The sequence below is a fragment of the Tessaracoccus terricola genome (genome assembly GCF_054776555.1).
The window spans coordinates 117,242-132,367 of the sequence record NZ_BAAHBS010000001.1 but is presented as its reverse complement, the minus strand read 5'-3'; the positions used below and the strand labels follow the sequence as shown (position 1 = coordinate 132,367).

Here is a 15,126-nt window from a genome sequence, read left to right as displayed (position 1 = left end):
TTACCAACAGGCGTCCCGCGGGTTAAGCCCTGGTGAACAATCCCGCCATCTACCGCGGGTTGACTAGGCGCTGTGTCAATGGGGGCTGGAGCGGACGGCTCCGTCTGCGGTGCTGTCCGCTCCACTCTCGTCTGCGGGTGGGCTGACCCGAGCTGACGGCTCCGTCTGCGGTGCTGTCCGCTCCACCGACGTGCGGGCCGGGATCAGGCCTGCCGTTCGGCCCACCAGTCCAGCAACAACTGCTGCGCGGCTGCCTCTTCGACAGGGCCGTGCTCGAGGCGGTGCTCCAGCAGGAACTTGTACGCCATCCCCACGTCACGCCCGGGTCCGATCCCGAGGATCTCCATGATCTGGGTGCCGTCGAGGTGGGGGCGGATGGCGGCGAGCTCCTCCTGGGCGTTCAGCTCGTCGATGCGCCACTCCAACTCCTCGTACGCGCGCCGCAACCGCGTGGCCTTCGCCTTGTTGCGGGTGGTGCAGTCGGAACGGGTGAGGATGTGGAGGCGCTCCAGCTGGTCGCCGGCGTCGCGGACGTAGCGGCGCACGGCCGAGTCGGTCCACTGGCCCTCGGAGTAGCCGTGGAAACGCAGGTGCAGCTCGATCAGGTGGCTGACCGCCTTCACCACGGCGGTGGGGTAGTTGAGCGCCCGCAGTCGCTTGGCGGCGAGCTTGGCGCCCACGACGTCGTGGTGGTGGAAGGTGACCTTGCTGCCCTCGAAGCGACGCGTGGCGGGCTTGCCGATGTCGTGCAGCAGGGCCGCGATCCGGCCGATCAGGTCGGGCTCGTGGCCGCGCGCCTTCTCCAGGTCGATGCTCTGCTCGAGCACGATCAGGGAGTGCTCGTAGACGTCCTTGTGGCGGTGGTGCTCGTCGAGTTCCAGCTTCAGTGCCGGCAGCTCGGGCAGCACGTGGTCCGCGATGCCGGTGCGCACCAACAGGTCCAGGCCGGCGCGCGGTGCGTCGGTCAGCAGCAGTCCGGACAGCTCGCCCTGGACCCGCTCGGCGGAGACGATGTTGATGCGCTCGGACATCGCCTTCATCGCGGCCTCCACCTCGGGGGCCACCCGGAATCCCAGCCGTGACGCGAACCGGGCGCCGCGCATCATGCGCAGGGGGTCGTCGGAGAAGGACACCTCCGGTGCGGCGGGGGTGCGCAGGACGCCGGCGGCGAGGTCCTCGAGGCCGCCGTGGGGGTCGATGAACTCGCGGGTGCGGACGTCGACGGCCATGGCGTTGACGGTGAAGTCACGGCGGACGAGGTCGTCGGCGAGGTTGTCCCCGAACGCGACGACGGGCTTGCGCGAGTCGGGCTCGTAGGCGTCGGCGCGGAAGGTGGTGACCTCGATCTGCCACTCCTGGCCGTCGTGCTTCTTGAGCGCGCCGATGGTGCCGAACGCCTTGCCGATGTCCCACGTCGTCGGCGTGAACTCCGCCAGCAGGCGCGCGGTCACGTCGGGGCGTGCCGAGGTGGTGAAGTCCAGGTCATGGCCGAGGCCGCCCAGCAGCGCGTCGCGCACGGAGCCGCCCACCAGGTAGAGGGTCTCGCCGGCACGGTGGAACAGGTCGCCGAGCTCGTCGATGATGCTGGAGATTCGCAGCAACTCTTCGACGGCGTTCTTCTGGGCTTGGGTGAGGCTCGGCACGGGGGAACAGTCTACGTGTTCGCAATGCTTCGGGTCACACGGCCGTGTCGCTGCCCGCCGCGCCGGTCCCGCCGTGTGAAGCTGAGCGGTTGCCCCGTACCTCTGGCGTGTTGAACCCCTTCCATGTTTCCCTTGGAAGCGTTGACTCGAAAGAGGGAAGACGTGGCCAAGCGACGAATCGGCTCAGGCATTGTTGCCGTCGGGATCGTTGCTGCCCTGACGGGGGCCGTTGCCTACACGACGATGGGGGAGAGCGACGTCGAGGCGGTGCCCGTCGTCGAGTCAGCACCCCCCGTCGACGCGCGCCCCACACCCGAGGCGGAGGTGGATGCGGACAGGGGCGACTCCCGCGTGCAGCTTGCACCGCCGGAGGCGCCTGAACTGCTGGCGGTGGGCCTGCCCAGCCTCGAGCCGACGACGATGGCCGCGGCCAGTGCGTCGCCGTCGGCCTCGCAGTACTCGGTGCCCGCTGTCGACCTGCCCACCGGTGCCCTGCTGTCCCAGCCGGTCTCCGGCCGCAAGACCTCGCGCTTCGGCAACAGGTTCCACCCCATCCTGCGCGTCTGGAAGCTGCACACGGGCCTCGACTTCGCCGCCGCCTGCGGTACCCCCGTCGGCGCCGCGGCTGCCGGGAAGGTGACCAAGGTGGGCTGGGCCGGCGGCAACGGCATGCAGGTGCGCGTGGACCACGGCCGCATCGGCGGCCACCACGTCGTCACTACCTACAACCACCTGTCTGCCGTGGGCGTGCGGGTGGGTCAGCAGGTGGCCGTGCACCAGGGCGTCGGCCGCGTCGGCAACACCGGCTACTCCACCGGCTGCCACCTGCACTTCGAGGTGATCGCCAACGGTTGGTACACCAACCCGGAGCAGTGGCTCAACGGCGAGGCGGTGGACATCGACACCTCCCAGATGAACAACCGGCCGGCGGCCACGCCCACCGCGAGCGCGACGGCGTCGCCCACCCCCTCACCCACGCCCAGCGCCACCCTCCCGCCGTCGTCGACGCCCAGCCCGACGGCCACCGCCAGCCCGTCGCCGACGCCAACCACCTCCCCGGAGCCGAGCTGCTCGCCCCGTCCGACGGCGGACCCCACGGCCGGCCCCACCGCTGACCCGACTACCGATCCGTGCGGCACCCCCGAGCCGAGTTGTGCGCCCTCACCCAGCGCGGGCCCGGGCGCCGACCCGTCCGCGGGTCCGACGGCGCAACCCTGCGGCACGCCCCAGCCGAGCTGCTCCGAGTCGCCCGCGCCCGGCGCCACAGCGGCCCCAGGGGAGACCCCGCAGCCCTGTGCCTCGCCAACGGCGGACCCGAGTAACACGCCGGACCCGACCGAAACCGGCTCCGAGACCCCGGAACCCACGGACAGTCCCAGCGGAACGCCCTCGACACAACCCACGGATGAACCGAGCGAGACAGCGACACCCGAGCCCAGCGAACCGGCCCCCAGTCCCAGTGGGACGACGCCCAGTCCGAGCGGGACCGCCCCGAGTCCGAGTGGGACCGCGCCCAGCCCGAGCGGGTCCAGTTCAGGCACGATCACGCCCAGCGCCGACGACGTGACCCCCTCGGGAACGTACGGCCACTCGGCCTCGGCATCTGCGCGCGTCACGGGCACGCAGGATGCCACCCACACCCCGGGCGCCACGCCCACCGCCACGTCTGAGAGCACTGCCACTGCCGGCTGAGCGTGCAAGATGGATGCATGCCTGCTGAAATCCTCGAGCGCGTCCTTCTGGTCGTCGTCGTCCTCGTCCTGGCGATAGTCCTCCGATTCTCCCTGAAGCTGGTGATCCGGCGCGTCACCCGGACCCTCGCGGCCAAGGGCCCGGACAAGTCCGCGGATGACATGGGCGCGAAGGCGCAGATGCTGCTCGCCCGCGCCAGCGGTCTGGCGCTGGAGCGGCACAAGCAGCGCGTCTCGACGCTGGGTTCGTTGCTGACCAACGTCGTCGACGTGGTCATCACCGTGGTGACGGTCCTCACGGTGCTGGCCATCGTCGGGGTGCCGATGACGCCGCTGCTGGCGTCGGCCGGCGTCGGTGGCCTGGCGATCGGTTTCGGCGCCCAGTCGCTGGTCAAGGACTACCTGTCCGGCATCTTCATGCTGGCCGAGGACCAGTTCGGCATCGGCGACCTGATCGAGGTGGGTGACATCACGGGCACCGTGCTGGAGGTCAGCCTGCGCGTCACGAAGGTGCGCACCGCGGCGGGCACCGTCTGGTACCTGCGCAACGGCGAGATCCTGACCCTCGGCAACATCTCCCAGGGCTTCTCGACGGCCATCATCGAGGTGCCGGTGGCGATCGACGAGAACCCGGAGAAGGTGGCCTCCGTGCTGCGGGGCGCCGTCACCGGGATGGACCAGGAGCCCGAGTGGGAGCAGGTGCTGCTGCAGGAGCCCACCGTTCTGGGCGTGGACTCCATGGCGGGCGGCACCATGACGCTCAACATCCTCATCAAGACCACCGCCAACAGCCAGTGGGGTGCCATGCGCGAGGTTCGGCTGCGGGCCAAGCGCGCCGTCGCCGCCGCCGGGATCCGCGGCCCCATCCTGCCCGGCACCGCCGACGTGCCACCCAGCGCCACCTGAGGCGACCGGCGAGCGTTTGGCCGGAATCGGCACCACCTTGCTTGCGTGCGCGCCTACTCTTGACGTGATGTGGTCCAAACGGCAGGAAGTTGACTACGCGCTGCAGCGGCGGGCGACGCTCGAGGCGGCGCGGAGGCCGTCGCGCGTCATGGGGCCCGACGTCTGCGACGCAGATCCGCTCCTGGTCCGCGCGGCACTGCACCACGGGGAGGAGTCCAGTGTCGGATGCCCCATGTGCAGCCACGGACCACTGCTCAACCTGAGCTATGTCTTCGGTGACCAACTCGGCCAGTACTCGGGACGGATCAAGTCCACGAAGGAACTGGAGGAGATGCAGGACGAGTACGGCGAGTTCAAGGTGTGCGTCGTCGAGGTCTGCACCGAGTGTGGGTGGAACCACATGATCAAGGCATACCTGCTGGGCGACGGGCGCAAGCGCAAGCCGCCGCGCAGGCGGAAGACGGTTGAGGACATATATGGCTGAACGCAAGACCCCGAAGCGGGCTGCGAAGAAGTCGAGTGGCAAGAAGACGAACCGGAAGCCGGTCAAGGCGGGCGCCAAGCCCCGCAAGTCCTCGGCGCAGCGCGGGAAGAAGAAGTCGACGGCGCGCAGGATCTGGGGCCGCGTCGGCATCATCGGCCTGGTGGCGGTGGTCCTGTTCGGGCTCACCGGGATCGGCAGCTTCCTGCTGCTCTACGCGACGACGGACCTCCCGGACCCCAACGAGGACTTCACCACCAACACGACCTTCATCTACTACAACGACGGTCGCAACCAGCTGGGATCGCTGGCGGTGCAGAACCGCGTCACCATGGACTTCGCGGACATGCCGCAGGTCATGAAGGACGCCGTCGTCGCCGCGGAGAACCGCTCCTTCTGGGACGACCCGGGGTTCTCGGTCAGCGGCATCGCACGGGCGATGTGGAGCATCGTGCGCGGCGGCGAGATCCAGGGCGGCGGCTCCACCATCACCCAGCAGTACATCAAGATCCTGTACCTGACCTCGGAGAGGACCTTCTCCCGCAAGGTCCGGGAACTGGTGCTGGCCGTGAAGATGGGCCGGGAGGTTCCCAAGGAGGAGATCCTCGAGGGTTACCTCAACACCATCTACTTCGGGCGCGGCGCCTACGGCATCCAGGCCGCGGCCAAGTCCTACTTCCTCAAGACCGCCGAGGAACTGACCCTGCAGGAGGCGGCGGCGCTGGCGGCCATCCTGAACAACCCCGCCGGGTTCAACCCCTCGGGCGGCGAGGAGAAGCTGGAGCGCCTCCGCGGCCGCTACAACTACGTGCTGGGCGGCATGCTCGAGATGGGCACCATCACCCAGTCCGAGTACGACGCCTCCGTCGACAACCTCCCGGAGTTCCCGGAGGTCCCCATCAACAACCGTTACGGCGGCCCCAAGGGCTTCCTGATCTCCATGGTGGAGGACGAGATGGTGGAGCTCGGCTTCACCGAGGGTCAGATCTCCGGCGGCGGACTGAAGATCGTCACCACCCTGGACAAGGGCATGCAGGCCGCGGCCACCACCACCGCCCAGCACTACACCCAGCTGGCGGCCGAGGACTCCACCACCGACGTCAGCGCCTCGGACCTGCACATCGCCGTCTCGTCGGTGGACAACTACACCGGTGGCCTGCTGGCGCTCTACGGCGGCCCCGACTACGTCAGCAACTCCCGAAACTGGGCCACCACCGCCCGTCCGGCGGCCTCGACGTACAAGGCGTTCGCCGCCGTCGCCGGCCTGCGCAACGGCTTCTCGCTGGACAGCGTCCTCAACGGCAACACCTTCACCCCCACGGGCGACACCCAGACCATCAACAACCAGAACCAGGCCCAGTACGGGCCCGTCACACTTCGGCGATCCATCGCGGACTCCATCAACACCGCGTTCGTGGACATGACCCAGCAGATCCAGGACGGCCCGAACAAGATCATCGAGGCCGCCAACGACGCCGGGGCCCCAACCGGCGCCGGCTGGGACGCCCACAACCGGATCGCGCTCGGCTTCGCCGAGGTCAGCCCGGTGGACATGGCCAACTCGTATGCCACCTTGGCCGACGAGGGCAAGCGCAAGGACACCCACATCGTGCTGCGGGTGGAGGACCGCTTCGGGGAGGTGCTCTACGAGGCGCCGGACTCGGCGGAGCAGACCATCGAGCCCAACGTCGCCGCGAACGTGACCGACGCGCTCACCAGCGTCGTCCGGGAGGGCACGGGCCGCCGCGCCTCCGAACTGGGCCGCCCCGTCGCGGGCAAGACCGGCACCAACGGCATCGACGAGACCATCACCTCGGCGTGGTTCGTCGGCTACACCCGCCAGATCTCCACCGCGGTCATGTACGTCGCCGGCGACGGCGGCAACGGCGACCTCGTCCCGTTCAAGCGTCCGGGGGACCGGACCTTCTTCGCCTCCGGCTACCCGCTGATGACGTGGGTGGACTACATGGCCCAGGCCACCGAGGGCATGGAGGTGCTGGACTTCGCCGAGCCCGAGCCCATCGACGGCCGCGACGAGGAACCCAGCCAGTCGCCCACAAGCGAGGAGCCGGAACCCACGATGTCCGAGTCGCCGACGCCGTCGGAGAGCCCCACCCCCTCGGAGACGCCGACGCCCTCGGAGACCCCGACGCCGACCCAGACCCCCACCCAGGAACCGACGCCCACGCAGACCCCCACGCAGGAGACGACGCCGCCCACCTCCGAGCCGGAGCCCGAGCCGTCGTCCACGCCCCCGGAGCCCACCGACGAACCCGAGGAGCCGGAGCCCACCGGTGAACCGGGCCAGGGCTCGAGCGGTGCCCCGGGAGAGGGAGCCAGCCGGGGGTCGGGCGAGGGGGCCAGCGGTGCCCCGGCCGCGCCGTCGCAGGAGTAGCGCGTCGTCACACTGCGCAACCCGGGACGGCAGGGCCGCTCCCCCCGCATCGGCGGCTAGGGTGTTCCCGTGAAGAACGCGTTGCTCCCGGCCTTCGGCGGTCCGATGGGCAAGCATGCCCGCGCCACCGGCCGGTGGTTCAACCCGCTGCCCTGGACCATCCTGACCTCGGCGCTGCTGTTCGCGGTGCTGGCGGTGCGGCAGGTGCCGTGCATCCAGACCGACGCCACCAACCCCATCAACGCGTTCATCCGGCTGTGCTACTCCGACATCCCGCTCATGTACACCGGCCAGGGCTTCGGGCTCGGCACCCCGCCCTTCGGCGGCGACGGCGGCATGCTGTTCCCGCCCGTGCTCGGTGTCCTGCTGCTCGCGACGGTGCGGCTCTCGGCAGCGCTCGGTGCGGACATCCGCCCCGACGCCGACGTCCAGGTCCAGCTCGACGGCGCCCAGATCTTCTTCGCCGTGAACGCCGTCATGCTGTTCGTGTTCTTCCTGGCCTGGGTCATCTCCGCGGCCATGATGGGCCGGGGCTCCGAGAACGGCCGCTACCGCACCTGGGACGGGATGCTCGTCGCCGCAGCCCCCGTGGTGCTGGCTGCCGGCCTGATCCACTGGGACATCGTGCCCATCGCCCTGTCCGCCATCGGCCTGCTGCAGTTCGCCCAGCGTCGCGTCCTGGAGGCCGGGATCGTGCTCGGGCTCGCGGCGTCGGCCGGCACCATGCCGCTGGTCGTGATCCTCGCCGTGGCCGTGTGCATCGGCCTGCGCGGCAACTGGGGACAGCAGGCGCAGTTCCTGCTCCCCGCCGTCGTGACCTGGGTGGTGGTGCACGTGCCGCTGCTGCTCACCGACGTGGACCAGGTGATCTCCTTCTACCAGAACCAGGTCGGCGGCGAGTCCTCCTACGGCTCGCTGTGGTACCTGCTGCAGCTCACCGGCTGGAACGTCCGCGCCGCCGGCTACCTCGGATTCATGGTGCTGCTGCTCCTGCTGGCCGGTCTGGTGGCCTGGCTGTACGTGAGCAAGCGCAAGCCGCGGGTGGGCACCGTCGTGGGCATCTTCGTGTTCCTGTGCGCGATGCTCGGCGCGGCCTACTCGCCGCAGACCGGGCTGTGGCTGCTGTTCGCCCTCGTGCTGGCCCGCCCGTTCAAGCTGGAGTACATCATCTTCAGCGCCGTGCAGGTGGGCTACTACCTGGCCATCTGGGGCTGGCTGTCCGGGCACCTGACCCGGGCCAAGACGGGCCCCGAGGGCCTGTACTTCCTCGCCATCGGGCTGCGGCTCGCCGTCGACCTGTGGCTCGTGTGCCTGTTCATGCGGGACATCCTCCGCCCCGGCGACGACGCCCTGCGCGCCCCCGACCACAGCGACCCCATCGGTGGTGTCCTGGTCGACGGCGAGGGGCTGGAACGCCTCGACGACGAGACCGTGGTCGCCGCCGCCTGAGCGCTACCGCTGGTCGAGTAGGGCGCCCCGCGCCCGTGTCGAGACCTCCTTCGTGTCGCGCCGGGTCTCGACACGCTCGCTGCGCGAGCTACTCGACCAACGGGGGTGGAGTGGTTCGACCAGCGGGGGACGAGAAAGGGCCCCGGTTGCCCGGGGCCCTTCTCATTCACGCAACCGTCAGGCCGCGTCCTCCTCAGCGTTGACACGCTCACGGAGCATCGCGCCGAGGTCGGCGTCGACGTTGGTCCAGTACTGGAAGAAGTTCTCCAGCACGGTGTCGTTCTGGATGGCCTCGCCCTGACCGGTGAGGGTCTCGACGAAGCGGGCGCGACCCTCGGGGGTGAACACCTCGCGGTAGAGGGTGCCGGCCTGGCCGAAGTCGTCGTCCTCGGCGTGCAGGGTGTAGGCCGAGCGCACGAGGTCGCCGTCGGTCTCCCACGAGGTCTCCACCGGACCGGTCTCGTCGGACCAGGACTCACCGAAGGAGTTCGGCGCGTACACCGGAGCGGCACCGCGGTGGTCGAAGGTCATGTTGCCCTCGAAGCTGTAGGACTTGACCTCGTTGATCGGCTTGTTGACCGGCAGCTGCTGGAAGTTGGTGCCGATGCGGTAGCGCTGTGCGTCCGCGTAGGCGAAGTTGCGGCCCAGCAGCATCTTGTCGGGGCTCATGCCCATGCCCGGGACCATGTTGGCCGGGGAGAACGCCGCCTGCTCGATCTGCGCGAAGAAGTTGGTGGGGTTCTCGTTCAGGGTCAGGGTGCCCACCTTGATGCGGGGGTAGTCCTTCTTCGAGATGGTCTTGGTCAGGTCGAAGATGTTGAAGCGGTAGTCCTTCGCCTCGGCGTAGGGCACCACCTGGACGTACAGGTCCCACTTGGGGAAGTTGCCGTCCTTGATGTTGTCGAACAGGTCGCGACGGTGGTGCTCGGCGTCCAGACCGGCCATCTTGTCGGCGTCGGCGGCGGAGAAGTTCTCCACGCCCTGCTGGGAGATGAAGTGGTAGGCCACCCAGAACTTCTCGCCCTGCGCGTTGACCCACATGTAGGTGTGCGAGCCGTAGCCGTTCATGTGGCGCCAGGTGGTGGGCAGGCCGCGGTCACCCATGACGTAGGTCACCTGGTGGGCGGACTCGGGGTTCTGGGTCCAGAAGTCCCACTGCATGGTGGCGTCGCGCAGGCCCGAGTCGGGGAGGCGCTTCTGCGAGCGGATGAAGTGGGGGAACTTCATCGGGTCGCGCAGGAAGAACACGGGGGTGTTGTTGCCGACGAGGTCGAAGTTGCCCTCTTCGGTGTAGAACTTCAGGGCGAAGCCGCGGACGTCGCGCCAGGTGTCGGGGGAGCCGAGCTCACCGGCGACGGTGGAGAAGCGCTGCAGCACGCGGGTCTTGGTGCCCGGCTGGAAGACGGCGGCCTTGGTGTAGGCGGAGACGTCCTCGGTGACCTCGAACTCACCGAACGCACCGGCACCCTTGGCGTGCGGACGACGCTCGGGCACGTTCATGCGGTTGAAGTGCTGGAGGGTCTCGACCAGGTGGTGGTCGTGCAGGACGATGGGGCCGTTGGCTCCGACGGTCAGTGAGTTGCGGTCACTGACGGCGGGGATGCCGGCCTGGGTGGTGGAACCGGTGTGGTTGTCGGTCACGTTGCTCTCTTTCTTGATGCGGTCCAGCTGTGGGGGTGGGTACTGCGATTCAGGGGGTGGGTGCCGACTGCTCGCGGCACTCGCGGCAGGTGCCGCGGTACAGGACGTCGGCGATGGCGATCTCCATGTCATGGGTCTCGCTCGGGTGCAGGCACGGGGCCTCGCCGACGGCGCAGGCGACGTCCTCCACGCGCCCGCACGAGGTGCACAGGACGTGGTGGTGGTTGTCGCGGCGGTTCAGCTCGTAGCGGCTGGGGTGACCCGGCAGGTCCAGGCGGTTGATCAGCCCGGCACCGACGAGGTCCGCGACGACGAGGTAGATGGCCTGGAAGCTCACCTTCGGCAGGTCGCCCTCCAGCGAGGTGACGATCTCGTCCACCGTCGAGTGCTGGTTGCCGGCCAGTGACTGCAGGGTGGCGACGCGCTGGCGCGTCACGCGCATGCCCGCAACTCGCAGGAGCGCGGTGGCGTCCTCCGGGCTGAGCGTCATCGTGGTGGGCATGACTCCACTGTACCCCGTTTTCTTGAATGATTCAAGAAAAGGTTGTGGGTCGTTCCTCCGCGCTCATCCGTGCCGGGGAAGCGCCTCCAAGGGGAGGGAGTTCGTCACGCGAAGGCGACCTCGTCGAAACGCGTCGTCGTCATGCGGCAGGTGACCGGGACCTCGTCGCCCACCTCCACACCGGGGCGGTGCCCCGCGACGAAGAGCATCGAGGAGTGCATGTGCGGCGGCTCTGCGAACGGTCGCTTGCGGCCGGCGATGGCGAACGGGGACAAGGTGTTGCCCGCCGCCCGGAGCACGCCGTCGGCGATGGTGTTGGCGCGCTGCCGCACGGATCGCTGCGGCACGGGCGCGGCTAGCGCGATCCCGTGGGCCGTGCCGCCGCTGGCGACGACGATGAACCCGTCTCGCGGGGCGCGGGCCTGGTGGTAGCCCAGCCTGCCGCCGCGCTTGACCGGATGGACGTCGAGCACCGTGGCCGTCGTGGTGAGTGCCTCGGGGGCGCCGAGCCACAGCCTGGTGCCCACCCGCATCCGGGTCCCGACGGGAACCTCGGCGGCGAGGGTGGCGTAGTCGGCCACGCTCAGGTGCGAGGCCCACAGCGGCGCCTCCGCCTGGGCCAGTGCCGCGCGGGCCAGAGCCTTCGCCTCAGCCAGCGAGCCGTGCGCCGGCAGGTGGATGGCCCAACCCTCCAGCGCCAGACCGGCGGTCTCCACATGGTCCAGGTCCGAGGGGCGCAGGCCGTGGCGGTGCATCGTCGTGTCCAGTTCGAGGATCACGCGGGCGCTCGGGTGGGAGTCGCGCAGCTGGTCCAGGTCGGCGGTCCGGGAGACGGTGGTGATGACGTGGGGGTCCTCCAGTAGCGACGTCGCCAGCGGGTCGGCGGGCCGCCACGGGTTCAGCACCACGATGTCGCGGTTCCAGCCCGCGAGTCGCACCGGCAGCACCTCGTGGGCGGTGCCGACGGCGATGGTGTCCACCCCCAGGGCGACGGCTTCGCGGGCGCAGTTCTCCAGGCCGAAGCCGTAACCGTTGCCCTTGGCGACGGGCACCAGGCCCGGCACCTCCTGCAGCAGGGTGCGCTGGTGGCTGCGCCACGCGTCGGCGGCGACTCTCAGGCGTAGCGTCATCTCAGCGCCTCTTCATGTACTGGTCGAAGGCCAGGTAGAGCACGGGGTTGATGGGCCGGTCCCACTCGCCCAGGTAGGCCACCGCCTCGCCGCCGGTGCCCACCTTGAACTGGATGAGCCCGATCTCCGGGTCGTCGGCCCCGACGCCCTCGGTGATGCCGCGCAGGTCGTAGACGGAGCAATCGGCGGCCGCGGCGTCGCGAATCATCTGCCACTGCACGGCGTTGGAGCCGCGCACGTCGCGCTTTGCGGTGGTGGAGGCGCCGTAGGAGTACCAGGAGTGCTCGCCGACGACGATCATGGTGGTGGCGGCCACGAGGTCACCCTCGTGCTCGGCCAGGTAGACGCGCATCCGGTCCGGGTCCTCGGCGTTGAGCGCGTCCCACATGGTCTCGAAGTAGCTGAGCGCGCGCCCGGTGAAGCCGTCGCGCTCGGCGGTCTCGAGGTAGATCTCGTGGAAGCGGGCCAGGTCCTCCCGGGTGCCCTGCCGGACCTCGACGCCGGACTTGGCCGCCTTCTTGATGTTGCGCCGCCACAGCTGGTTCATGCCCTTGAGGAGCTCGTCCTCGGTCTTGGCGGTGCCGTCGGCGTGGCGCAGTGGCAGTTGGAAGTTGAACTTCGGTTGGCCCGCGGAGAAGCCCTCGTCGCCGGAGACCGGGCGCCAGTTGAGGTGCTGCAGCTGCCGCAGCCAGCGGGTCCCGGCCAGCGTGGTCTGGTCGGGCTCCGCCTGCGACAGCCGCGTGACGTCGTCGTCGGCGATGGCCTGCTTGATGGTGGCCGGGCCCCACACCCGGTGGGTGAGTGCGGGCCCGATCCTGACGGCGAACGCCTTGGCCTTCTTCGCGTACTTCACCAGTGCGTCGAGCTGGGCCTCGATGTCCGGACGCTCCCAGTCCAGGACCGGTCCCTCGGGCAGGTAGGCCAGGTAGCGCTTCAGCTTCGGCAACTGCCGGTACAGCACCAGCCCGACGCCGATCAGCTCGGCGCCGTCGAACCAGCCCAGGGACTCGCCGCGCCACTCGGACTTGACCTTCGCCCACGCCGGGGTCTGCAGGAACGACGCGGAGCCGCGCTCGGAGATGAACCCGAGATGCTGCTCCGCGGTGATGGGCCGCACGTCGATAGTCACGTCCCCAACCTACCGGAGTGGGTCTGCGGGGGCCGGACCCTGCGGGGCTGGTGACCAGGATGAGCGAAACGCCGTGTCGGGGCCCTGCAGAGCCCGGCCGCGGCGTGTCGCTCATCCCTGTCACCAGCCATAATGAAGCAATGCAATCCACCCGACCGGCGCAGCGCCTCCTCGAGCGCTACCTGTCCTCGCGCCCGGCACGGGTGGTGGCGCTCCTGTTCCTGTTGTGGGGCATCAATTGCCTGGTGTTCGGCATCCCCACGGTGGAGCCGTGGATCCCGTACCGGATCGACCTCGACGTCTACCGCCTGGGCGCCCAGGTCTTCCGCGACGGCGGCGACCTCTACGGAGCCCTCCCGGACACCATGATCGGCGCCAACCTGCCGTTCACCTACCCCCCGTTGGCGGCCGTGTTGTTCGTGCCGCTCACGTTCCTGCCCTTCGACGTGGCCAACGTCACATTCACGCTCGTCACGCTGGCGGCCCTGTTAGTCACGATCCTGCTGGTGGCCCGCGAGGTGCTCGACCGTTCGCTCGCCGAGGCCGCATGGGTGGCCGTCGCGCTGGCGTCGGTGCTGCTGTGGGCCATCCCGGTGCGGGAGACCGTCGAGTTCGGGCAGGTCAACGTCGTGCTGATGGCGCTGGTGGTCGTCGACGTGGTGGCCGGCCGCGGCAAGTGGTGGCAGGGCTCGCTCGTGGGCCTGGCCATGGCCATCAAGCTCACGCCCGCGGTTTTCCTCGCCTACTTCCTGGCCCGACGCGACTGGCGTGCGCTCGCCGTCGGCGTCGGCTCCGCGCTGCTCTACACCGGCGTCGGCTTCCTCCTGAACTGGGGCGCGTCCGTGCAGTACTGGAGCGAGACTCTCTCGGACCCGGCCCGCATCGGTGACCTCTCGTACGTCTCCAACCAGTCCCTCAACGGGTTCATCAACCGGCTCTGGCTCAGTGAGTCCGCGACGACCCTCATCTGGTTCGGCGTGTGCGCCGTGCTCGGGCTGAGCTCGCTGTGGCTGATGCACCTGCTGTGCAGGCGCGGCCACGACGGCGTCGCGATGCTGGTGATGGGCTTCTACGCGCTGCTCGCCTCGCCGGTCTCGTGGTCGCACCACTGGGTGTGGGCGGTGCCGGCACTGATCCTGCTGCTGGCCACCGGCCTGCGCCTCACCGGTGGGACGCGCGTGCTGTTGCTGGCCATGACGGCGCTGGGCGTGCTCGTGTTCTACGGCCGCCCCATCTGGCAGGTGGAGCCGGAACCGAGCGAGGCCGATCCCTGGCTCGGCCTCGACCTCGTCCTCGGCAACGCCTACGTGATCTGGGGCGTCGCGTTCTTCGCGACGGCGTGGGTACTTGCGACCAGAGCCCCCCGCGAGGTTCGCGAGGGGCTCTGAGTCATGGTCTCCGGTCGGCCTCAGCCGACGGGGAGGGTCACTGCTTGGGGAGGCGGTGGTGCACGTCCTCGGACAGGCGGACCACGGCGAAGTACATCTCCAGCGTCATGCGCATGATGGCCAGGTAGATCAGGGCGACGATCGGACCGGCGATGATGGCCAGCAGGATCACCATCGCCTCACCGCTGGCGAGGGCACTGATCAGGAAGATCAGCAGACCCAGGCCGATCAGCACGGTGGCGATCATGTAGACCAGCTTGATGATCTTCGGGGTGACGAAGTTTGAGAAGCTGAAGTCGAACAGGGCGCCGAAGAAGCCCTTGCCCTGGCTGCTCAGGTCCCCGCCGCCGCCGTAGCCGCCGGCACCGGGGCCACCGTAGCTCTGGGCGTACGGATCTGCCTGCGGCTGCCCGTACTGGCCGGCCTGGCCCTGCTGCGCGTACTGGCCCTGCTGGCCGTAGGGGTCGCCGGTGGGCTGCTGGCCCCAGGCCTCGGTGGGCTGCTGCTGGGTGTGGGCGTCGCCGGCGGACTGCTGGCCCCATGCCTCGGTGGGCTGCTGCTGCGCGTAGGGGTCGTTCGCGGAGGTCTGGCCGTAGGGGTCGCCGGCGGAGGGCTGGCCGTAGGGGTTGGCCGAGGGCTGGCCCTCGGGGCCTTGGCCGGAGTTCGGTCCGTAGGGGTTGTTGGGATCGGTCATGATGTCTGCGTCCTTCGTCGTGCTGTGGCCCGGCCGATGACCGGGCGTGACTGCACGCCCGAGGTGACCGGACGTCC

General features: G+C 69.5%; 12 protein-coding genes. 6 read left to right on the top strand and 6 right to left on the bottom strand.

All coding sequences use genetic code 11. The features are described from left to right. Positions 1–203 precede the first annotated feature (203 nt). Positions 204–1,643 (bottom strand): CCA tRNA nucleotidyltransferase, encoded by a 1,440-nt coding sequence (locus ACYU7G_RS00635; protein ID WP_461103704.1) that lies wholly within the window; start codon positions 1,641–1,643, stop codon positions 204–206. Positions 1,644–1,805: 162 nt separating this feature from the next. Here ACYU7G_RS00635 and ACYU7G_RS00630 point away from each other — a divergent pair, with 162 nt between their 5' ends. The 5 genes from ACYU7G_RS00630 to ACYU7G_RS00610 all read left to right on the top strand — a co-directional run bounded on the left by ACYU7G_RS00630 (position 1,806) and on the right by ACYU7G_RS00610 (position 8,565). After that, complete coding sequence (locus tag ACYU7G_RS00630; protein ID WP_461103702.1) at positions 1,806–3,335, top strand: M23 family metallopeptidase; 1,530 nt, start codon at positions 1,806–1,808, stop codon at positions 3,333–3,335. 17 nt (positions 3,336–3,352) lie between these two features. Continuing rightward, positions 3,353–4,240 (top strand): mechanosensitive ion channel family protein, encoded by an 888-nt coding sequence (locus tag ACYU7G_RS00625; RefSeq protein WP_461103700.1) that lies wholly within the window; start codon positions 3,353–3,355, stop codon positions 4,238–4,240. A 67-nt stretch (positions 4,241–4,307) separates the two neighbouring features. Further along, positions 4,308–4,724 (top strand): DUF5318 family protein, encoded by a 417-nt coding sequence (locus tag ACYU7G_RS00620; RefSeq protein ID WP_461103698.1) that lies wholly within the window; start codon positions 4,308–4,310, stop codon positions 4,722–4,724. Then, positions 4,717–7,116: a transglycosylase domain-containing protein gene (locus tag ACYU7G_RS00615; protein WP_461103696.1), complete on the top strand. Its 2,400-nt coding sequence runs from the start codon at positions 4,717–4,719 to the stop codon at positions 7,114–7,116. The genes ACYU7G_RS00620 and ACYU7G_RS00615 overlap by 8 nt, the downstream gene beginning before the upstream one ends. Positions 7,117–7,185: 69 nt before the next feature. After that, positions 7,186–8,565 carry a hypothetical protein gene (locus ACYU7G_RS00610; RefSeq protein WP_461103694.1) on the top strand — a complete coding sequence of 460 codons (1,380 nt, stop codon included), beginning with the start codon at positions 7,186–7,188 and terminating at the stop codon, positions 8,563–8,565. 177 nt (positions 8,566–8,742) lie between these two features. On the opposite strand, the gene ACYU7G_RS00605 is transcribed toward ACYU7G_RS00610, so the two are convergent. The 4 genes from ACYU7G_RS00605 to ACYU7G_RS00590 all read right to left on the bottom strand — a co-directional run bounded on the left by ACYU7G_RS00605 (position 8,743) and on the right by ACYU7G_RS00590 (position 12,967). Continuing rightward, positions 8,743–10,206 (bottom strand): catalase, encoded by a 1,464-nt coding sequence (locus ACYU7G_RS00605; RefSeq protein ID WP_461103692.1) that lies wholly within the window; start codon positions 10,204–10,206, stop codon positions 8,743–8,745. 49 nt (positions 10,207–10,255) lie between these two features. Continuing rightward, on the bottom strand, positions 10,256–10,708 hold the full coding sequence (locus tag ACYU7G_RS00600) for a Fur family transcriptional regulator (protein ID WP_461103690.1): 453 nt from the start codon (positions 10,706–10,708) through the stop codon (positions 10,256–10,258). Between the two features lie 104 nt (positions 10,709–10,812). Beyond that, positions 10,813–11,838, bottom strand: a complete 1,026-nt coding sequence (locus tag ACYU7G_RS00595; RefSeq protein WP_461103688.1) for an alanine racemase — start codon at positions 11,836–11,838, stop codon at positions 10,813–10,815. 1 nt (position 11,839) lies between these two features. Then, positions 11,840–12,967, bottom strand: a complete 1,128-nt coding sequence (locus ACYU7G_RS00590; RefSeq protein ID WP_461103686.1) for a lipid II:glycine glycyltransferase FemX — start codon at positions 12,965–12,967, stop codon at positions 11,840–11,842. 140 nt (positions 12,968–13,107) lie between these two features. Here ACYU7G_RS00590 and ACYU7G_RS00585 point away from each other — a divergent pair, with 140 nt between their 5' ends. Then, on the top strand, positions 13,108–14,355 hold the full coding sequence (locus ACYU7G_RS00585; RefSeq protein ID WP_461103684.1) for a glycosyltransferase 87 family protein: 1,248 nt from the start codon (positions 13,108–13,110) through the stop codon (positions 14,353–14,355). A gap of 37 nt (positions 14,356–14,392) precedes the next feature. Here the strand turns inward: ACYU7G_RS00585 and ACYU7G_RS00580 are convergent, their stop codons facing one another. Continuing rightward, complete coding sequence (locus ACYU7G_RS00580; protein WP_461103682.1) at positions 14,393–15,049, bottom strand: DUF4282 domain-containing protein; 657 nt, start codon at positions 15,047–15,049, stop codon at positions 14,393–14,395. Positions 15,050–15,126 lie beyond the last annotated feature (77 nt).